Origin of the sequence: Streptomyces cyaneofuscatus, assembly GCF_042718795.1 — a bacterium.
In the GTDB taxonomy this organism is placed as follows: domain Bacteria; phylum Actinomycetota; class Actinomycetes; order Streptomycetales; family Streptomycetaceae; genus Streptomyces; species Streptomyces cyaneofuscatus_A.
Map to the genome: position 1 here is coordinate 117,426 of NZ_JBHXOX010000023.1, position 18,859 is coordinate 136,284.

Genomic DNA, 18,859 nt, shown 5'->3' on the forward strand with positions numbered 1-18,859 from the left:
ACACCTGATGTCAGATCATGCCGGACTGTCCGGCTCGTTGCGCGTTGCCCCCGCCTGTTCGGCGCGACGGCGGTGTTCGGCCGCCTTCTCCTCATGGATCGCGGCCATCCGCAGGTGGTACCCCGGATCGTCCTGTTCATAGACGTCGGGCACCCCGGACGCGTCCTCGTCCAGTTCTTCGGCGTCGAGGAGGGCACGGTACTTGCGGACCCGCATCCGGAGCAGTACGCAGGCGAGAAGGGCCGCGGTCAGCGAACCGATGAGCACGGCGGCCTTGATCTCGTTGGTCATCTCCGCGTCGTCCGTGAACGCCAGCTCACCGATCAGCAGGGAGACGGTGAAGCCGATGCCCGCCAACGAGGAGAGGGCGAGTACGTCGGCCCAGGCCAGGTCCTTGTTGAGCTCCGCCTTCGTGAAGCGGGCCGCGAGATAGGTGCCGCCGAAGATGCCGATGGTCTTACCCACGACGAGGCCCAGCACGACGCCGAGGGGCTCGGGCCGGGTGAAGACGCCTGCCAGCGCCTCGCCGTTCATGGAGACCCCGGCCGCGAACAGGGCGAAAAGCGGTACGGCGACCCCGGCCGAGATCGGCCGGACCAGGTGCTCGATGTGCTCCCCGGGCGAGTGGCTCTCGCCCTCCCGGCGGGTGCAGCGCAGCATCAGACCCATCGCGACACCGGCGATGGTGGCGTGGACTCCGCTGTTGTACATCAGGGCCCAGATCGTCAGAGCCAGGGGAACGTACACGTACCAGCCGCGGACCTCGAAGCGGAGCAGCAGGTAGAAGGCGGCCAGGCCGACGACGGCTCCGCCGAGAGCCAGGAAGTTCAGGTCCGACGTGAAGAAGACGGCGATGATCAGGATGGCGAAGAGGTCGTCGACGACGGCCAGGGTGAGGAGGAAGGCGCGCAGCGCGGCCGGCAGTGAGGTGCCGATCACCGCGAGGACGGCGAGGGCGAAGGCGATGTCGGTGGCGGTGGGCACGGCCCAGCCGGCGAGTGAACCGCCGCCGATGACCACCGTGAGGGTGTAGACCAGGGCGGGCGCCGCCATGCCGCAGAGGGCCGCCACCACGGGCAGGGCGGCCGCCTTCGGGTCCCGCAGCTCGCCGGCCACCAGTTCCCGCTTCAGCTCGACGCCTGCCACGAAGAAGAAGATCGCGAGCATTCCGTCCGCGGCCCAGTGCGCCACGGAGAGGTCCAGTCCGAGGAAGCCGGGCCCGAAGTGGAAGTCACTGACCGCTTCGTACGAACTGCCGAAGGTGTTGGCCCAGACGAGTGCCGCGACGGCGGCCATCAGGAGCAGGACACCGCCGACGGTCTCGGTGCGCAGAGCCTCGGCGACGTAGCTCCGCTCGGGGAGGGGGAGCATGCCGAGCAGGGTGCGCCGGGGCGGTGTGGGCGTGGGTGTGCGCGGGGCAGGGGTGGGTGGTGCCACGAGGGGGAACCTCCGGGTGGGGAACGGCATGATGCCATGGCTGATCGACCTGCCGACCAGACTTCCCGGCGCCCCTGTGAGATTTTTTCCGCTACTACGCCACGACGGCGGTTCCGTGCCGCTACGACGTCGCAGGTGGCACGCCCTTCACTGTACGGGAGCACCGATGGGCATCCGGCGCGGTGCCGGATGCCCATCGGAGCCGTACAAGAAGATTTTCTGGTCAGTCCCTGGTCAGTCCTTGGTCAGTACCCGGTCGGTCCCTGGTCAGCCCTCGGGCAGCCCCGGTCAGTCCTCGGAGGACGAGGAGGGCAGCTGGGTGGTGATCAGGTCCATCACCGAGGAGTCGGTGAGGGTGGTGACGTCGCCCAGCTCGCGGTTCTCGGCGACATCGCGCAGCAGGCGGCGCATGATCTTGCCGGAGCGGGTCTTGGGCAGCTCGGCGACCGGCAGGACGCGCTTGGGTTTGGCGATCGGGCCGAGCGTCGTGCCGACGTGGTTGCGCAGCTCCGCGACCAGTTCGTCGGAGGCGGTCGCGCTGCCGCGCAGGATCACGAACGCGACGATGGCCTGGCCGGTCGTCTCGTCGTTCGCCCCGACCACGGCCGCCTCGGCGACCGACGGGTGGGAGACGAGGGCCGACTCGACCTCGGTGGTCGAGATGTTGTGGCCCGACACGAGCATGACGTCGTCGACCCGGCCGAGCAGCCAGACGTCGCCGTCCTCGTCCTTCTTGGCGCCGTCGCCCGCGAAGTACTTGCCCTGGAAGCGCGACCAGTAGGTGTCGAGGAACCGCTGGTCGTCGCCCCAGATGGTGCGGAGCATGGACGGCCACGGCTCGGTGAGGACGAGGTAGCCGCCCCCGCCGTTCGGTACCTCGTTGGCCTCGTCGTCCACGACGGTGGCGGCGATGCCCGGCAGGGCGCGCTGGGCTGATCCCGGCTTGGTCTCGGTCACGCCCGGCAGCGGCGAGATCATCATCGCGCCGGTCTCGGTCTGCCACCAGGTGTCCACGATCGGGCACTTGTCGGCGCCGATGTTCTTCCGATACCACATCCACGCCTCGGGGTTGATCGGCTCACCGACCGAACCGAGGACGCGGAGGCTGCTCAGGTCGAACTTGGCGGGGATGTCGTCACCCCACTTCATGAACGTACGGATCGCGGTCGGCGCCGTGTAGAGGATCGTGACGCCGTACTTCTGCACGATCTCCCAGAACCGGCCCTGGTGCGGCGTGTCGGGCGTGCCTTCGTACATGACCTGGGTCGCGCCGTTCGCCAGCGGCCCGTAGACGATGTACGAGTGGCCGGTCACCCAGCCGACGTCGGCCGTGCACCAGTAGACGTCGGTCTCGGGCTTGAGGTCGAAGACCGCGTGGTGGGTGTAGGCCGCCTGGGTGAGATAGCCGCCGGAGGTGTGCAGGATGCCCTTCGGCTTACCCGTGGTGCCCGAGGTGTAGAGGATGAAGAGCGGCTGCTCCGCCTCGAACGCTTCGGGGGTGTGCTCGGCGGACTGCCGGGCGGTGATCTCGTGCCACCAGACGTCGCGGCCCTCGGTCCAGGCGGTGTCCTGACCGGTGCGGCGGACGACGAGGACGTGCTCGACGCTCTCGATACGGGAGACGGCGTCGTCCACCGCGGGCTTGAGCGCGGAGGGCTTGCCGCGGCGGTAGCCGCCGTCGGCGGTGATGACGACCTTGGCGTCCGCGTCCTGGATACGGGTGGCGATGGCGTCGGCGGAGAAGCCGCCGAAGACCACCGAGTGCGTGGCGCCGATGCGGGCGCAGGCCAGCATCGCGACGGCGGCCTCGGGGATCATCGGCAGGTAGACGGCGACCCGGTCGCCCTTGCTGACGCCCAGCTCGGTCAGCGCGTTGGCGGCGCGGGAGACCTCGTCCTTCAGCTCCGCGTAGGTGATGGCGCGGCTGTCGCCGGGCTCGCCCTCGAAGTGGATGGCGACCCGGTCGCCGTTGCCCGCCTCGACGTGCCGGTCCACGCAGTTGTACGCGACGTTCAGCTTGCCGTCCGCGAACCACTTCGCGAAGGGCGGGTTGCTCCAGTCGAGGGTCTCGGTCGGCTCGGTGGCCCACGTCAGGCGGCGGGCCTGCTCGGCCCAGAAGCCCAGCCGGTCCGCCTCGGCCTGCTCGTACGCCTCTGCGGTGACGTTGGCGTTGGCGGCCAGAGCTGCAGGTGGAGCGAACTTCCGCTCTTCCCGAAGCAGGTTGGCCAGGCTCTCGTTGCTCACGACTTCTCCCAGTCCCAGGGTGTCCGTTGTGTCCCGGGGCATAGCTCATCAGGCGCGAGGCCGGGTGACAAGTGTCTGCCGGGAATTGGTTTAGACCTGTGTCTTCGTGTATGGAAGCATGATCCCGCTCCGCTGGTCAGAGCGGCTTTACGACGCGTGTTGGCCTTGTTTGGCGCAAAGTCGCCGCGCGGAGTGGGGTCATCAGGTCTCACGGACCCGAGGGCTGTCCGGTTCAGGGGCGTCGGGGTCGGTGTCGGGGCGTGTGCCGGAGCGGGGCTCCGCAGGCGGCGGATGGGCCTGTGCTCCGCCTGTGCTCCGCCTGTGCTCCGCCTGTGCTCCGCCTGTGCTCCGCCTGTGCTCCGCCTGTGCTCTGTCCGGGCTTCGCGTGCGCGGCATTCAGGTCAGTTCCGCGCCCATTCCAGTGAATAGGCAGCTTTTCATTCGGTATGTCGCTCTCCTCTCCGCAGGGCTCCGTGCGAGTTTGGCCGCGCCGCGTCGGCACTCAACGCAAATGACCTGCAAGGAAGAGGGTGGGCGGATGATGGCCGCCACGAAGAGGATCGCCTCGGGCGTCATGACCGCGGCGCTGGTCGCCGTACTCGCGGGCTGTTCCGGTGCGGGCTCCGGAGGCTCCGAGCCCGGCGGGGCGGGTGCGGGCGCGGAGAAGGGGGCCCACGGCGCGAAGGAGAACGCTCCGAAGGCCGCCCCGAAGAACGCCGTCAAGCTCATCGGGGACGGCTCCACCGCCTTCACGGGCGCCCAGCCGAAGCTGCCGGCCGCCCAGCGCCTGGCGCCGGGTCAGAAGCCCCCGCAGTTCGTGGTGTTCTCCTGGGACGGGGCCGGGGAGGACAGTCAGAAGCTCTTCTCGCACTTCCGCGGCGTCGCCAAGAAGTACAACGCGACCATGACGTACTTCCTCAGCGGTGTGTATCTCCTGCCTGAGGAGAAACGATCCCTCTACGCTCCGCCGCAGCACTCCGCGGGCCGCTCGGACATCGGCTTCAACGACACCGCGGGCATTCGCGACACCCTCGCCGAGGTGCGCGCCGCCTGGAAGGACGGCAATGAGATCGGCACCCACTTCAACGGCCACTTCTGCGGCCCGGACGGCGGTGTGGGCACCTGGTCGGTCGAGGAGTGGAGGAGCGAGATCAGCCAGGCGAAAGCTTTCGTCAAGAACTGGAAGACCAACGCTCCGGAGCTGAAGGGCGAGGCCCCGCTCCCCTTCGACTACGACCAGGAGCTGATCGGCGCCCGCACCCCCTGCCTGGAAGGGCAGAAGAACATGGTCGCCGCGGCCCGCGACATGGGCTTCCGCTACGACTCCAGCGGCGTCGGCAACCAGGTCTGGCCCAAGAAGAAGGACGGCGTCTGGGACATCCCGCTCCAACTCGTCCCGATGCCCGGCCGCGCCTTCGAGACCCTCTCCATGGACTACAACTTCATGGTCAACCAGTCTGGTACGAAGACCCAGGGCGACCCCTCGCAGCACGAGTACTGGGGCAACCAGATGCGCGACGGCCTGCTCCAGGCCTTCGACCGCTCGTACGACGGCAACCGGGCACCGCTGATCATCGGCAACCACTTCGAGTCCTGGAACGGCGGCACCTACATGCGCGCCATCGAGGAGACCATCGCGAAGGTGTGCACGAAGGAGGGGGTCCGCTGCGTCTCCTTCCGGCAGCTCGCGGACTGGCTGGACGCGCAGGACCCGCAGGCGCTGGCCAAGCTCTCCACGCTCGGCGTCGGCGAGGCGCCCAAGGAGGGGTGGAAAACCTACCTCGGCGCCCAGGCCGCGGCCGCCCCGAAGGCCGAGAAGGGCAAGGCGGCAGGCCCGGAGGCCGGCGAGCCGGCGGCCCGGGACGCCGGCTAGCGGCCCCCGTCCCGTCACCTCGGTCGTACGTGGTCGTACGCCTGTACTCCGGTACGTCGCCGAGGTGACGGGACGATGCGGCGCGGCGCGGCGGGTCAGGCGGGTGCCGGGACGCCCGCTCCCGCCAGCCGCTCACCGAGCACGAAGGAGGGGTCGACCTGGGCGGCCAGGTCGGCGCCCGTCTTCTCGTTGCCCCAGCTCTCCGCGTTCTTCAGGTGGAAGTGCACCATCTGTCGGGTGTAGCGCTCCCAGTCGCGCAGCTCGTACGAGTCCTCGGCGGCGTCCTGGAGGGCCTGCAGCGCCATCCGGTTGTCCGCCTCCAGCAGCTCGAACCGGGACGGCCGCCCCTTCTCCATCGACCGCACCCAGTCGGAGTGGCCCACCCCGACCAGCAGGTCGTCACCGACCTCCGCGTGCAGGAAGTCCAGGTCGTCCTGGCCCTGCACCTTGTTGCCGACGACCTTCAGCGCGACGTCGAAGTCCCGTGCGTACTCCTTGTACTGGCGGTACACCGACACCCCCTTGCGGGTCGGCTCCGCGACCAGGAACGTCATGTCGAAGCGCGTGAACATCCCCGAGGCGAACGAGTCCGACCCCGCCGTCATGTCCACCACGACGTACTCGTCCGGGCCGTCGACCAGGTGGTTGAGGCAGAGCTCGACGGCCCCGACCTTCGAGTGGTAGCAGGCCACGCCGAGGTCGGACTCCGTGAACGGGCCGGTGGCCATCAGCCGGATGTCCCCGTCGTCGAGCCGGACCGTACGCGCACAGGCGTCGAAGACCGGGTTGTCCTCGCAGACCCGCAGCAGCCGCGAGCCCTCGCCGGGCGGAGTCGTCTTGATCATCGTCTCGGCGGAGGCGATCCGGGGGTTGGTGCCGCGCAGGTAGTCCTTGATGAGGGGGAGGTGCGCACCCATGGCGGGCAGCGCGGCCTCCTCCGCCTCGTCGAGGCCGAGGGCGGCCCCCAGGTGCTGGTTGATGTCGGCGTCGACGGCGATGACGTGGGCTTCGTTGGCGGCGAGATGGCGGATGAAGAGCGAGGACAGCGTGGTCTTACCGCTGCCGCCCTTCCCGACGAAAGCGATCTTCATGTTCACCTAGGGTAGTGGGTCGATCGCGCTACGCTGTCGATGTTCGTGAAGATGAACACGTGAGGGCGGTTCGGGTGTAGGGGGCGCGTAGCCTCGCTACTTATGAGTACGACTGCCCCAGACCCGCTCGCCACGCTCGGTTCCCTGCCCGGAGTGCCCGATGCCGTGGACTCCGTACGCAAGGCCGTCGACCGGGTCTACGGTCACCGCGTCATGCGCCGCCGCAGCAACGAGGTCACGGCCGAGGCCGCGCTGCGGGGCTCCCGGGGATCGGCGGCGCTCGCCGGTGCCGACTGGAACCTGGAGGAGGTGCGCCGGCGCACCGACTTCAGCGGCGAGGACGAGGCGCGCACGGTCGGAGCCGCACTGAGGCTCACCGCGGAGGCCGGACAACTGCTTTCCATCTGGCGGCAGTCGCCGCTTCGGGTGCTGGCCCGGCTGCACCTGGTGGCGGCTGGCGGAGCCGCGCCCGACGACGCGGTCGGCCGCCCGCGGCTGGCCGGAGAACCCGTCGACGAGCCGCTGATCGAGGCGCCGCTCCCCGGTGCCGACGAGGTGGCCGGACGGCTCGAAGGGCTGTCGCAGTTGATCATCGCGGGCACCGCGGCCCCCGCCCTGGTGACGGCCGCCGTGGTCCATGGCGAGCTGCTGGCGCTGCGGCCCTTCAGCTCGCACAACGGCCTGGTGGCGCGGACCGCCGAGCGCATCGTGCTGATCGGCAGCGGACTGGATCCGAAGTCCATCTGCCCGGCCGAGGTGGGCCATGCGGAACAGGGACGGGCGGCGTACGTCGCGGCGTTCGAGGGCTATACGACCGGGACCCCGGAAGGCCTGGCCGCGTGGATCGCGCACTGCGGGCGCTCGGTGGAGCTGGGAGTACGCGAGTCGACGGCGGTCTGCGAGGCCCTCCAGCGCGGCGCGGCGTAGGCGCCACCGGGGCGGGGCGGGGCGGGGCGGGGCGGGGCGAGGCGAGGCAGGGCGGGGTCGGGGTTCCCTGTCGGTGGGAAAGCCCGGGAAAGGGTTGCGGCGGTACCGAAATGCGGTACCGCCGCTGGCACGTCCGCCCAGTTACCAAGCGTCCTCGTAAATTGCCCATCAGGTCGGGTACTTTGCCCGTCACCTGGTGCGGCTGGCCCGTAATCGACGGGTCGACGTCGCGTGGGTGCTCGGCTTTCGTGCGCGGTCCGTGGGGCCGTCACAGCGTTACAGGTCATCCTCACGGATGTCCTTGGTCTCGCGGGCCGTTGAATCCTTTGTACTCCAGGACCCGGGGGAGGGAAAGCCCTGGCCGCACTTCTTTACTTTTAGGTTCAATCAAGGGCGAATCGGGCGGTGGTGTCTGCGGGTCGAGTGCTCCGTTCTCCTGATAGCTGGTAGCTGGGGCCGGTGGCCGGTGGCCGGTGGCTGGGCGCTGGGGGCCTCAGCCGGGGAGTGCTGCCCCGGCGGTACGCCGACGGCTCGCGTACCAGACGAGTCCCGCGGTGACGGCTGCGGCGCCGACCGCGGCGGCGGCCACGAGTGCCGGGCGCGGCGGCATGGAGAAGTCGGGGAGCCGTTGCTTCAGTCGGACCGGGCGATTGAAGACGAGAATCGGCCACTCGCGAAGGGTCGCTTCGCGGCGCAGCGCGCGGTCCGGGTTGACCGCGTGCGGGTGGCCGACCGCTTCCAGCATCGGCACATCGGTCGCCGAGTCGCTGTAGGCGTAGCAGCGCGAAAGGTCGTACCCCTCCGAGGCGGCGAGCGCCCTCACCGCCTCGGCCTTGGTCGGTCCGTAGGCGTAGTACTCGATCTCTCCCGTGAAGCAGCCGTCGTCGCCGACGACCATGCGCGTGGCGACGACACGGTCGGCACCCAGCAGTTCGCCGATCGGTTCGACGACCTCCGCGCCGGAGGTCGAGACGATGACCACGTCGCGGCCGGCCGTGTGGTGTTCCTCGATGAGGGTGGCCGCCTCGTCGTAGATGATCGGGTCGATCAGGTCGTGCAGGGTCTCGGCGACGATCTCCTTGACCTGCTGGACGTTCCATCCCTTGCAGAGGGCGGAGAGGTAGGCACGCATCTTCTCCATCTGCTCGTGATCGGCGCCCCCGGCCAGGAACACGAACTGTGTGTACGCGGTGCGCAGTACGGCACGGCGGTTGATCAGCCCGCCTTGGTAGAAGGACTTGCTGAAGGTCAGCGTCGAAGACTTCGCAATGACCGTCTTGTCCAGGTCAAAGAAGGCTGCTGTGCGCGGCGAGAAGCAGTTTTCCACAACGCTGAGCATAGGGGGCCGCCATTCGGCGTAAAGTCCGGCGCGTGGGTTTGCCTGAGAGGGCCCTCGGGTACACCATGGAAGTCACGGATCGTTCGCGACCGTGCCAACCCCGGTCCGGCTCCTCCCCCCCCGAGTCGGCCGTGGGGACGACCCCCGCTCTCCCCCCCGGCGGGGGTCGTCGCATGTCCGGATGCATTTCTGACGTCCGGGCCCAGTGCCTCCCTCCCTTCCGGACCCTGCCGGGCCCAGTCGTGCGATGCGCCGACGCAAGCCGCCTCTCGTCACAGTGTGTAGCAGCGAGGCTGCGCTCCGGAAGTCGCTGGTTCGGGTGACGGAGATATTCACAACGCCGAAGTTGTCCACAGTTTTTGAGCAAGATCCACAAGTTTTTCCGGGGTGCTGCACGTTGATTCCTCCCGCGAAGTCCGCGGGTACCGGAATCGCGCATCTCGGAAACGCCCGAGATCGCCGCGAACCGCACTGAAGGGGCAGTGAGAAGGGGCGGAGATCGTGGCTGGATCCCTCACGCGAGAAGGGCTGACGGTCGCCGAAGGGCGACGCGGCGGGCCGCTGATCGTGACGGAAGACGTGGAGCTGCTCGATGATCTGCTGCGGCTCTGCGCCGCGGCCGGCGCGGAGCCGGAGGTTCATCACGGGCCGCCCGGGCGGCGGGGTGGCTGGGAGCGGGCTCCCATGGTCCTGGTGGGCGACGACGCGGCCGCGCGGTGTCGCGGGGCCGCCCGCAGGCGGGGGGTGATGCTGGTCGGGCGGGACCAGGACGACCCGGACATCTGGCGGCGGGCGGTCGAGATCGGGGCCGAATACGTGTTGCGGCTGCCCGATTCGGAGGGCTGGCTCGTCGACCAGATCGCCAATGCGGCGGAGGGCGTCGGCAGGCCCGCGCTCACCGTCGGGGTGATCGGCGGACGGGGCGGCTCCGGCGCGTCGACCCTGGCCTGTGCCCTCGCCGTCAGTGCGGCAAGGTCTGGCCGGCGGACGATGCTGATCGACGCGGACCCCCTGGGCGGAGGCATCGATGTCCTCCTCGGCGGCGAACGGGCCGAGGGTATGAGGTGGCCGGATTTCGCCCACTCGAAGGGGCGCCTCGGTGGTGGAGCCCTGGAGGACTCCCTGCCCGCGCTCCACGGACTGCGGGTGCTGAGCTGGGGCCGTGACGACGAAGTGACCATCGCCCCGCAGGCTGTGCGGGCGGTCCTGGCCGCCGCGCGCCGGCTCGGCGGGGTGGTGGTCGTCGATCTGCCGCGCCGGGTGGACGAGGGCGTCGCGGAAGCCCTGGCCCAGCTCGACCTCGGCCTGCTCGTGGTGCCGGGCGAGCTGAGGGCGGTCGCGGCCGCCCAGCGCGTGGCGTCCACGGTCCGCATGGTGCTGGACGACGTGCGGGTGGTGGCCCGGGGACCGTATGCGGCAGGCCTGGACGAGCGCTGGGTAGCCCAGGCCATCGGTCTGCCGCTCGTCGGCGAACTGCCCCCTGAGCCGGACCTCCTGGCCGCCCAGGACGTCGGAATGCCACCCGGCGGCAGCGCTCGCGGCCCGCTCGCCCGCTTCTGCGCGGAGTTCTGGGAGCAGGCGGCGGCAGCAGCGGGGGAGCCGGGTTCCGCCGGGGCTCCGGCCGGGGGAGGCACACCATGACCGATGCGCTTCTGGATGCCGTGCGCCAACGGCTGGCGCGCAGTGGTGACGCGCCGACACCTGCCGGTGTGGCGGCGGCGCTTAGGGCCCAGGGGCGGCTGCTGGGCGACGCGGAGGTGCTCGGAGCCGCGGCCGAGCTGCGCGGCGAACTTGTCGGGACCGGCGTGCTGGAGCCGTTGCTCGCGGACCCCGAGGTGACCGATGTGCTGGTCTCCGCGCCCGACCGGGTGTGGGTGGACCGGGGCGGCGGGCTTCAGTTGACGGGGATCACCTTTCCGGACGCGGCGGCGGTCCGGCGGCTGGCCCAGCGGCTCGCCGCGGTCGCGGGCAGGCGGCTGGACGATGCCCGGCCGTGGGTGGACGCGCGGTTGCCGGACGGGACGCGAATGCACGCCGTGCTGCCCCCGGTCTCCGTCGGCTCGACCTGCCTCTCCCTGCGGGTGGTGCGCCCGCGGGCCTTCTCCCTGGCGGAGCTGGTGGAGGCCGGGACCGTACCGCCGGGTGGGGACCGGATCCTGCGGGCCATGGTGGAGGCCCGTCTCTCGTACCTGATCAGCGGCGGCACCGGGGCGGGCAAGACGACCCTCCTCGCCAGCATGCTGGGCGCCGTCGGTGCGGACGAACGGATCGTGCTCGCCGAGGACTCCGCCGAACTCCGCCCCGATCACCCCCATGTGGTGCGCCTGGAGTCCCGCCCCGCCAACCAGGAGGGCGCGGGCCGGGTGACCTTGCGCGACCTGGTGCGCCAGGCGCTGCGGATGCGTCCCGACCGGCTGGTGGTGGGTGAGGTCAGAGGTGTCGAGGTGACGGAGTTGCTGGCCGCCTTGAACACCGGTCATGAGGGCGGCTGCGGCACGGTCCACGCGAACGCCGCCGAGCACGTGCCCGCCCGGCTGGAGGCTCTCGGGACGGCCGCAGGCCTCGACCGGACGGCTCTGCACAGCCAGTTGGCGGCCGCGCTCTCGGTGGTCGTCCATCTCGTACGGGACCGGGCCGGGCGGCGACGGATCGCCGACGTGCACGTACTGGAGCGGGACGGGGCCGGCCTGGTGTTCACGGTGCCCGCGCTGAGCTGGGGCGCCGACGGGTTCGTCCCGGAGCGGGGCCGGGCGCGGCTGGAGTCGCTGATCGGGGGCGCGCTGTGACGGAGGGAACCGCGGGATACGCGGCGCATGCGGCCGCCCTCTGCGCGGGCGCGGCCGTGTGGCTGGTCGCGATGCGGGAACCCGGGGCCCGCCGGGCGCGGGTCCTGTTCGTGGACGGTCCGGCCGAGCCGTGGCGGGCGTGGCGATCGTGGCCGTTCCTGCTCAGGGCCCGGGTGCTGGTGGTGGAGCGGCGCGAGTGGTGGTGCGTTCCGGTGGCGGTGCTGCTGGCCGTGCTGGGGGCTTCGATGCTGCCGCTGATCGCCGGAGCCGTGGCGGTGCCGTTGCTACGGAGGTGGATGCGCGGCCGTGCCCGGCGACGGCAGTGCGAGCGGGCGGCGGACTCGGTGGCGGCGCTGTGCGCGGCCGTGGTCGGGGAGCTGCGGGCCGGCCAGGAGCCGGGCCAGGCCCTGTCGGCCGGGTTGAGGGAGAGTGCGGCGGACGGCGAGCCGTCGGCCGGAGGTGGGCCGGGCGGCGGGGCCTGGCTCGGGGACGCGGAGGCCGCCGTGCTCGCGGCCGCACGCTTCGGAGGAGACGTGCCCGGGGCGTTGCGGCAGGCGGCGGCCGGGCCGGGGCTGGGGGGCCTGTCCGGGATGGCCGCGTGCTGGCAGGTGGCGGCGGACGGCGGAGCCGGTCTCGCGGCGGGCTTGGACCGTCTGGAAACGGCGCTACGGGCCGAGCGGCGCAGACGGGAGGAGTTGCGGGCCCAGTTGGCGGGAGCCTGGTCGACCGTCGTGGTTCTGGCGCTGCTGCCGGTGGCGGGTCTGGGGCTGGGCGCCGCGCTGGGAGCGGACCCCCTGTGGGTGCTGCTCCATACGCCGGGCGGGCTGTTCTGCCTGGCGGTGGGGGGCTTCCTGGAAGCGGCCGGACTCTTCTGGGCCTGTCGGATCGTGCGGGGAGGGGAGGCGCCATGAGCGGGACGGGAGAAGTTCTCCACAGCCTGGGGATGCTGGGGGCGCTGGCGGGGGCCGGGGCGGAGCTGGCGCTCGCCGTGGCCGCGGGGCGCCGGAGCCGGATGATGCGTGGCCGGGGCGCCTTCCTGCTGGAGGCCGCACCTGGCGTGGGAACCGGCTGGTGGTCCCGGACGGCGGTCGTACGGGCCGGGAAGGGCAGCGGAGATCGGACGGGAGGGGACGGTGTCCGGGCGGGTGGTGGTGCTCGGACGGGCGGTGGTGTCCGGGCGGGTGGTGGTATCCGGGCGGTCAGCGGTGCCGGTGCTGATGCCGGGGGCGGGGCCGGGGCTCGTGCCGGTGTTCTGCGGTGGGCCGCTCCGGCCGGCGCCTGGCTGGCCGGGTGGTTCCTGATCGGCGGCCTGATGGGGTGGGCCGTCGGTGCGGCAGCGGCGTACGGGACCTGGCGATGGCAGCGGTCCCGGCCCCGTCCGGGCCCGGGCGAGTCCCGTGAGGAGCGGGCCGCGATCGCCGGACAGCTCCCTCTGGCCGCCGATCTGCTGGCGGCATGCGTCGCCGTCGGTGCCGGGCCGCGCGAGGCGGCAGAGGCGGTCGGTGAGTCCATCGGCGGCCCGGTCGGCGACCGGCTCGCCCGGGTCGCCGCCGAGATCCGCCTCGGCGGGGAGCCCGCCGAGGCGTGGGGGCGGCTCGGGGAGATACCGGGCGCCGGACCGCTGGCCCGCTGTCTGCACCGGGCCGGATCGACCGGGGCCCCGGCCGCGGAACCGGTCTCCAAGCTGGCGGAGACGATGCGCGCCGAGCAGGCCGGTGCCGCTGTGGCTCGCGCTCAGCGGGCCGGGGTCCTGATCACCGCGCCGGTCGGACTGTGCTTCCTCCCCGCCTTCCTGGCGGTCGGGGTGGCGCCGGTGATCATCGGCCTGGCCGGCGGACTGCTGGCCACGGGTTAGGCCCGCACGGCCTCTGTTCACGATTCACGGGCGTTCCGTTCGGACGCCCGCCCGCTATCGATCGATGCTCATCGGGGACGAAATGAACAAGAAGTTCGAGGGACGCACGGAACTGACGAAGCGAACGGGAGGAGAGGGGCGCGTGGTTGGGGCGCCCAGCCGCACACGGCGGACGACGCGGGTGGCGGGCCGGTCGGCGGCGACGTGGGTAGCGCGGTGGCAGGGAAGGCTGGTCGGGTCGTCCGATCGCGGGATGACCACGTCCGAGTACGCGGTGGGCACCATCGCCGCGTGCGCCTTCGCCGCGGTGCTCTACAAGGTGGTCAACAGTGGGCCGGTCATGTCGGCCATGCAGTCCATGATCGAGGGCGCACTCGATGCGAAGTTCTGAGGCCGGGGCGGGACGGCGGAGCAGACGTTCCGAAGCCGAAGCCGAAGCCGAAGCCGAAGCCGAAGCCGAAGCCGAAGCCGGGGCCGGACGGCGGAGCGTGTGCCGGCTTCGGGATCGCGGGGCGGTGACGGCGGAGGCGGCTGTGGTGATCCCGGTGCTGGTGGCCTTCGCCATGGCGTTGCTCTGGGCGTTGGCGGCGGCCTCGGTCCAGATCCGGTGTGTGGACGCGGCACGGGCGGGGGCACGGGCCGCGGCCCGTTCGGAGCCGGAGGCAGCGGTGCTGACGGCCACGCGCGATGCCGCGCCTCATGGGGCCCGGGTCGCGGTGGGGAGGGCCGGGGAGTTGTGGCGCGTAACGGTGGAGGCGCCCACTCCGGGGCCGGCGGCGCTGGCCCTGACGTTGCGCGCCGAGGCAGCCGCCCTGGCCGAGGACACGGTGGGAGGTGCTGGCCCGTGAAGTCGACGGGCCCTGAAGACGGCGGGCGTTGGCGGTGCCGTCAGGAGGAGGCCTGGGGCCGGGTCCGGAGCCGGGCTCCGGGCGGGCGGCCGGGTGGGGAGCGGAATCGGGGAGGGGACCGGGGTGTGGCGACGGTGTGGGTGGCTGTCACCACCATGGCCATGTGCGCGGTGTTCGCCCTTGTACTTGAGCTCGGGCAGGCCGTGACCGCACGTCACCGAGCCGGTGGTGCAGCTGATTTGGCGGCGCTGGCAGCTGCGGACCGGTCGTTGGAGGGGCCGGAGGTCGCGTGCGAGGCGGCCCGGAGAGTGGCCCGGGCGCAGAAGGCGGTGCTCGTCCGTTGCACGGTCCACGGGGAGATCGCCGATGTGGTCGCCCGGTCGAGCCTCGGGCGTTACGCGCCCGCTGTCCGGGCCCGGGCCGCGCCTCCGGCGGGTCCCGGTGCGGTGGCCGGCCGGTCGTCCTTCGCTTCGGCCACGAGCCGCCGCACGGTGTCAGACGGTCCGCACGTCCGAGTGGGCCGCGGCGCGGCGCGGTCGGAGAGCCTCACCGGCCGGGAGAGGGAGGTTCCCCTTCTGCTCGGTACGGGGCTGGGCAACAGACAGTTGGCCCAGGAACTGGGGATAGCCGATAGCCGCCAGGACGCCGCGGTTTGCGCCCGTTCCGTGCGAGGGGCGGGCGCACGACCGGCCGCCCTGGTGCTGTCTTCCGGTCGGCGATGCGGAGGACTGAGTCGTCCGAACCCGCCCCGGGACGACGGGTTCTCACTCGGACCGGATGCACTGCGAGGTCTGTGTGATCGGCGCGATGAGGGCCGAGAGCTCGACGAGGATCTCGTCGGGTGCCTTGGGGGAGTGAGTGACGGTGACCTCGGTGGCCGGGGTGCGGCCATAGGTGATGATCACCTTTTGGGTGTCGGTGGACCGTGCGGTGTCGATGACCCAGTCGATGCCGTCGGCCGAGAAGCAGGGGTCCGAGGTGGGACTGATCTCCGTCACGCCGCAGCGCAGAACGATGTTGCTGTCACCCCAGAGCGCGACGCCCGCCAGCTTGGTGGCGTGCTGGGTGTGCCCTGCCAGTTTGCCGGGAGCGTTCTCCGTTATGCGCCCGCAATGGGCATTGCCGGACTGGGCGCCCGGCCGGACGTTGTAGTGGGGCTCCTTGGTGACGACGAAGACCAGAACGGCGGCGACAGCCACGGCGACAGCGGCCAGGGGGAGGGTTGTGCGTTTGCGGGGCATGCGCAAACAGTTCGTCTTCCCGCTCCGGGGGAGGTGGTCGTGCGACACGCTATGACATGGGGGGAGACGACCTGAATGCAGGCCTCTTCTTTGCCTTTTGAGGCAAAGCCCCTTCTGGCTCCTCCCCAAGGGGCTTGGTTCGGAACGGAGTCCTGTGCCGCGGTTCTTCTGCTTGCCGCGCTGGCGGGGTGCTCGGCGGCCCCTCCGCCGGTGGACGACGCCCGCAGGCCCGGACCGCTGAAGTCCTTCGCCTCCGCCGACCGGCCGGCGATGCCGGAGCTGGCCGGGAAGCGTGGGGACGGCGACGGCCGGGTCAGCCTGAAAGAGCTGCGGGGCAAGGTCGTCGTGGTCAACGCCTGGGCCTCGTGGTGCGCCCCGTGCCGTGCGGAGGCTCCCGGCCTCTCCCGGGTGCACGAGGAGTTGCAGGCCAAGGGCCGGCGGGTGGTCGGGGCCAACGCGAATGTCCCGGTCGAGGCGGCGCGCGCCTTCGAGAAGGACGCTGCGCTCGTGTATCCGGGCCTGCACAACCCGCAGGGGCGGCAGCTTCTCCGCCTTCCCAAGAGCGTGGTCAGTACCGTCGGCCACCCGGTCACGCTCATCGTCGACCCTGAGGTGCGGATCGCGGCGGCGCGGATCGGGGCGATCGGCGAGGCGGAGCTGAAGAAGCTGGTCACGCCGCTGCTGCCGGTCTGATCCGTCAGGTGTCGGCCCGGTCCTCCGTCTGCGTCTCCGTCGTCTGCGTCTCCGTCCGCTCCTCCGGCGGCGCCCCCCTGAGAAGTTCGGTCAGGAGGCGTACGGCGCCCCGCTTGTGCAGGGGCTCGTTGCCGTTGCCGCACTTGGGGGACTGGATGCAGGACGGGCAGCCCGCCTCGCACTCGCACGAGGCGATGGCTTCCCGGGTCGCGGTCAGCCACGTACGGGCGGTGTGGAAGGCGCGCTCGGCGAATCCGGCGCCGCCCGGGTGGCCGTCGTACACGAAGACCGTCGGCAGCAGGGTGTCCGGGTGCAGCGGTATCGAGACGCCGCCGATGTCCCAGCGGTCGCAGGTGGCGAAGAGCGGGAGCAGGCCGATCGACGCGTGCTCGGCCGCGTGGAGGGCGCCGCCGAGGATCTCCGGGTTGATGCGGGCCGCGTCGAGCTGGTCCTCGGTGACCGTCCACCAGACCGCGCGGGTGCGCAGGGTGCGCGGTGGCAGGTCGAGCTTGGTCTCGCCCAGGACCTCACCGGTCATCAGCTTGCGGCGGAGGAAGGACACGACCTGGTTGGTGACCTCGACAGAGCCGTAGCAGAGCCGCCCCTGGCCCCACGGGATCTCGGTGTCGGTCTCCAGGACGGAGATGGCCGTGGTGTCGCGGGCGACGGTGGAGTACGGGGGGTCGGCCTGCTCGACCAGGGCGACGGAGTCCTCCAGGTCCAGCTTCCGGACCAGGTAGGTACGGCCCTGGTGGAGGTGGACGGCGCCCTCGTGGACGGCGGTGTGGGCGGCGGCCGCGTCGACCGTGCCCAGCAGACGGCCCGTGCCCTCCTCCACGATCTGGACGGGACGGCCGCCCCCGCCCCGGATGTCGGTGAGGTCGGCGGCCCGTTCACGGCGGGTCCAGTGCCAGCCCGAGGCCCGTCGGCGGAGCAGCTTCGCCGCCTCCAGTTGCGGCAGCAGCTCGGGCACGGCGGGGCCGAAGAGGGCGATGTCGGGCTCGGTGAGGGGCAGCTCGGCGGCGGCCGCGCACAGGTGGGGGGCCAGGACGTAGGGGTTGTCCGGGTCCAGCACGGTCGACTCCACGGGCTGCCGGAACAGCGCCTCGGGGTGGTGCACCAGGTACGTGTCCAGCGGATCGTCCCGGGCGACCAGGACGGCCAGGGAGCCCTGCCCGGCGCGGCCGGCGCGGCCCGCCTGCTGCCAGAGGGAGGCCCGGGTGCCCGGGTAGCCGCAGATGACGACGGCGTCGAGGCCCGAGACGTCGATGCCGAGTTCGAGGGCGGTGGTGGCGGCCAGGCCGAGAAGCTCTCCGGAGTGCAGGGCCCGCTCCAGGGCGCGGCGCTCCTCGGGGAGGTACCCCCCTCGGTAGGCGGCGACCCGCTGCGGCAGCGAGCGGTCCACCTCGGCGAGGCGCTCCTTCGCGATGACCGAGATCAGCTCGGCGCCGCGCCGCGACCGTACGAAGGCGACCGAGCGGACCCCCTGGACGGTCAGGTCGGTGAGCAGGTCGGCGGTCTCGGCCGTCGCGGTACGGCGTACGGGGGCGCCCTTCTCGCCGTGCAGGTCGGTCAGCGGGGGCTCCCAGAGGGCGAAGACCAGCTCGCCGCGCGGGGAGGCGTCGTCGGACACCTCCGTGACCGGCAGGCCCGTCAGGCGCCCGGCGGCGACCGAGGGGGTCGCCGCGGTGGCGGAGGCGAGGAGGAAGACCGGGTCCGCCCCGTAGCGGGCGCAGAGGCGGCGCAGCCGGCGCAGGACCTGGGCCACATGGGAGCCGAAGACGCCCCGGTAGGTGTGGCACTCGTCGATCACGACGAAGCGCAGCGCGCGCAGGAACGAGGACCAGCGGGGGTGGGACGGCAGGATGCCGCGGTGCAGCATGTCGGGGTTGGTGAGGACGTAGTTCGCGTACTGGCGCACCCATTCGCGTTCCTCGACCGGGGTGTCGCCGTCGTAGACCGCGGGCCGTACGGCGTTGCCCAGGGGAGCCGCCAGGGCCTTCACCGAGCGCCGCTGGTCGGCGGCGAGCGCCTTGGTGGGGGCGAGGTACAGGGCGGTCGCCCCGCGGCCGTTGGGGGCCTCGGAGCCCTCCAGCAGGGTGCTGAGGACCGGGGCGAGATAGGCGAGCGACTTGCCGGACGCCGTACCGGTGGCGATCACGACCGACTCGCCGTCCAGCGCGTGCTCGGCGGCAGCCGCCTGGTGGGCCCACGGATGGTCGATTCCGGCTTCTTCGATCGCCGAGATCACTTCTGGCCGGATGCGATCCGGCCAGATGGCATGGGTTCCCGATCTAGGGGGCAGGTGCTCCGTATGAGTGATGCGCGCGGCCCGGCCCGCCCCTGCGGCGAGCCGGTCGAGGATCATGGCGGGAGAGGGGCGCGTGTCCCCACTCTCGGGTGGTCGTCCGGGACGGTGATTCTTGGCCATCGGCACCGAGTGTGTCACTGGCGTGACGGACAATGGTCCCAAGGCGTCGTGCATGGCTGCTGGTAAGTGATTGAATGCCATCGCGGCTGGCGAT

Annotated in this window: 15 protein-coding genes and 1 pseudogene; 10 read left to right on the forward strand and 6 right to left on the reverse strand. The window is 71.6% G+C overall.

Going from position 1 to position 18,859, the window contains the following annotated elements:
- Positions 1 to 15: 15 nt before the first annotated feature.
- Both nhaA and acs read right to left on the reverse strand, forming a co-directional pair.
- Positions 16 to 1,467 (reverse strand): Na+/H+ antiporter NhaA, encoded by a 1,452-nt coding sequence (gene nhaA, locus ACFWRT_RS25645; RefSeq protein WP_380952091.1) that lies wholly within the window; start codon positions 1,465 to 1,467, stop codon positions 16 to 18.
- A gap of 258 nt (positions 1,468 to 1,725) precedes the next feature.
- The gene (acs, locus tag ACFWRT_RS25650; RefSeq protein WP_380952092.1) at positions 1,726 to 3,723 is read right to left on the reverse strand and encodes an acetate--CoA ligase; all 1,998 of its coding nucleotides are present in this window, start codon (positions 3,721 to 3,723) and stop codon (positions 1,726 to 1,728) included.
- A 496-nt stretch (positions 3,724 to 4,219) separates the two neighbouring features.
- Here acs and ACFWRT_RS25655 point away from each other — a divergent pair, with 496 nt between their 5' ends.
- Entirely contained in the window at positions 4,220 to 5,554 is a 1,335-nt protein-coding gene (locus tag ACFWRT_RS25655) for a polysaccharide deacetylase family protein (RefSeq protein WP_380952126.1), read from the forward strand.
- 95 nt (positions 5,555 to 5,649) lie between these two features.
- Here the strand turns inward: ACFWRT_RS25655 and ACFWRT_RS25660 are convergent, their stop codons facing one another.
- Positions 5,650 to 6,645 carry an ATP-binding protein gene (locus ACFWRT_RS25660; RefSeq protein WP_380952093.1) on the reverse strand — a complete coding sequence of 332 codons (996 nt, stop codon included), beginning with the start codon at positions 6,643 to 6,645 and terminating at the stop codon, positions 5,650 to 5,652.
- 102 nt (positions 6,646 to 6,747) lie between these two features.
- Here ACFWRT_RS25660 and ACFWRT_RS25665 point away from each other — a divergent pair, with 102 nt between their 5' ends.
- Entirely contained in the window at positions 6,748 to 7,572 is an 825-nt protein-coding gene (locus tag ACFWRT_RS25665) for a Fic family protein (protein WP_380952094.1), read from the forward strand.
- Positions 7,573 to 8,065: 493 nt separating this feature from the next.
- Here the strand turns inward: ACFWRT_RS25665 and ACFWRT_RS25670 are convergent, their stop codons facing one another.
- Positions 8,066 to 8,911 carry an HAD family hydrolase gene (locus ACFWRT_RS25670; protein ID WP_380952095.1) on the reverse strand — a complete coding sequence of 282 codons (846 nt, stop codon included), beginning with the start codon at positions 8,909 to 8,911 and terminating at the stop codon, positions 8,066 to 8,068.
- A 501-nt stretch (positions 8,912 to 9,412) separates the two neighbouring features.
- Between ACFWRT_RS25670 and ssd the strand changes: the two genes are divergently transcribed.
- From ssd to ACFWRT_RS25705, 7 genes and pseudogenes are all read left to right on the forward strand, one after another.
- Complete coding sequence (gene ssd / locus ACFWRT_RS25675; RefSeq protein ID WP_380952096.1) at positions 9,413 to 10,552, forward strand: septum site-determining protein Ssd; 1,140 nt, start codon at positions 9,413 to 9,415, stop codon at positions 10,550 to 10,552.
- Positions 10,549 to 11,697, forward strand: a complete 1,149-nt coding sequence (locus tag ACFWRT_RS25680; RefSeq protein WP_380952097.1) for a TadA family conjugal transfer-associated ATPase — start codon at positions 10,549 to 10,551, stop codon at positions 11,695 to 11,697. Before ssd ends, ACFWRT_RS25680 begins: the two co-directional genes overlap by 4 nt.
- Positions 11,694 to 12,608: a type II secretion system F family protein gene (locus ACFWRT_RS25685; RefSeq protein WP_380952098.1), complete on the forward strand. Its 915-nt coding sequence runs from the start codon at positions 11,694 to 11,696 to the stop codon at positions 12,606 to 12,608. Before ACFWRT_RS25680 ends, ACFWRT_RS25685 begins: the two co-directional genes overlap by 4 nt.
- Positions 12,605 to 13,552: a type II secretion system F family protein gene (locus tag ACFWRT_RS25690; protein ID WP_380952099.1), complete on the forward strand. Its 948-nt coding sequence runs from the start codon at positions 12,605 to 12,607 to the stop codon at positions 13,550 to 13,552. The genes ACFWRT_RS25685 and ACFWRT_RS25690 overlap by 4 nt, the downstream gene beginning before the upstream one ends.
- Before the next feature lie 229 nt (positions 13,553 to 13,781).
- A complete protein-coding gene (locus ACFWRT_RS25695; protein ID WP_380952127.1) occupies positions 13,782 to 13,943 on the forward strand; it encodes a DUF4244 domain-containing protein in 162 nt (53 codons plus the stop codon).
- Entirely contained in the window at positions 13,930 to 14,400 is a 471-nt protein-coding gene (locus tag ACFWRT_RS25700; RefSeq protein ID WP_380952101.1) for a TadE family type IV pilus minor pilin, read from the forward strand. The genes ACFWRT_RS25695 and ACFWRT_RS25700 overlap by 14 nt, the downstream gene beginning before the upstream one ends.
- A 161-nt stretch (positions 14,401 to 14,561) precedes the next feature.
- Positions 14,562 to 14,780, forward strand: a pseudogene (locus ACFWRT_RS25705) (Rv3654c family TadE-like protein); the annotation flags it as partial.
- 384 nt (positions 14,781 to 15,164) lie between these two features.
- Here the strand turns inward: ACFWRT_RS25705 and ACFWRT_RS25710 are convergent.
- Positions 15,165 to 15,641 (reverse strand): DUF3515 family protein, encoded by a 477-nt coding sequence (locus tag ACFWRT_RS25710; protein ID WP_380952102.1) that lies wholly within the window; start codon positions 15,639 to 15,641, stop codon positions 15,165 to 15,167.
- A gap of 210 nt (positions 15,642 to 15,851) precedes the next feature.
- On the opposite strand from ACFWRT_RS25710, the gene ACFWRT_RS25715 reads away from it, so the two are divergent.
- Positions 15,852 to 16,334 (forward strand): TlpA family protein disulfide reductase, encoded by a 483-nt coding sequence (locus tag ACFWRT_RS25715; protein WP_380952103.1) that lies wholly within the window; start codon positions 15,852 to 15,854, stop codon positions 16,332 to 16,334.
- 4 nt (positions 16,335 to 16,338) lie between these two features.
- Here ACFWRT_RS25715 and ACFWRT_RS25720 read toward each other — a convergent pair whose 3' ends face one another.
- Positions 16,339 to 18,846, reverse strand: a complete 2,508-nt coding sequence (locus tag ACFWRT_RS25720; protein WP_380952104.1) for a DEAD/DEAH box helicase — start codon at positions 18,844 to 18,846, stop codon at positions 16,339 to 16,341.
- Between the last annotated feature and the right edge of the window lie 13 nt (positions 18,847 to 18,859).

What these genes read in the sequence shown, in the direction of transcription:
- nhaA (WP_380952091.1), bottom strand. Translation starts at nt 1,467, where the DNA reads ATGCCGTTCCCCACCCGGAGGTTCCCCCTCGTGGCACCACCCACCCCT.
- acs (WP_380952092.1), bottom strand. Translation starts at nt 3,723, where the DNA reads ATGCCCCGGGACACAACGGACACCCTGGGACTGGGAGAAGTCGTGAGC.
- ACFWRT_RS25655 (WP_380952126.1), top strand. Translation starts at nt 4,220, where the DNA reads ATGATGGCCGCCACGAAGAGGATCGCCTCGGGCGTCATGACCGCGGCG.
- ACFWRT_RS25660 (WP_380952093.1), bottom strand. Translation starts at nt 6,645, where the DNA reads ATGAAGATCGCTTTCGTCGGGAAGGGCGGCAGCGGTAAGACCACGCTG.
- ACFWRT_RS25665 (WP_380952094.1), top strand. Translation starts at nt 6,748, where the DNA reads ATGAGTACGACTGCCCCAGACCCGCTCGCCACGCTCGGTTCCCTGCCC.
- ACFWRT_RS25670 (WP_380952095.1), bottom strand. Translation starts at nt 8,911, where the DNA reads ATGCTCAGCGTTGTGGAAAACTGCTTCTCGCCGCGCACAGCAGCCTTC.
- ACFWRT_RS25680 (WP_380952097.1), top strand. Translation starts at nt 10,549, where the DNA reads ATGACCGATGCGCTTCTGGATGCCGTGCGCCAACGGCTGGCGCGCAGT.
- ACFWRT_RS25690 (WP_380952099.1), top strand. Translation starts at nt 12,605, where the DNA reads ATGAGCGGGACGGGAGAAGTTCTCCACAGCCTGGGGATGCTGGGGGCG.
- ACFWRT_RS25700 (WP_380952101.1), top strand. Translation starts at nt 13,930, where the DNA reads ATGCGAAGTTCTGAGGCCGGGGCGGGACGGCGGAGCAGACGTTCCGAA.
- ACFWRT_RS25710 (WP_380952102.1), bottom strand. Translation starts at nt 15,641, where the DNA reads ATGCCCCGCAAACGCACAACCCTCCCCCTGGCCGCTGTCGCCGTGGCT.
- ACFWRT_RS25720 (WP_380952104.1), bottom strand. Translation starts at nt 18,846, where the DNA reads ATGGCATTCAATCACTTACCAGCAGCCATGCACGACGCCTTGGGACCA.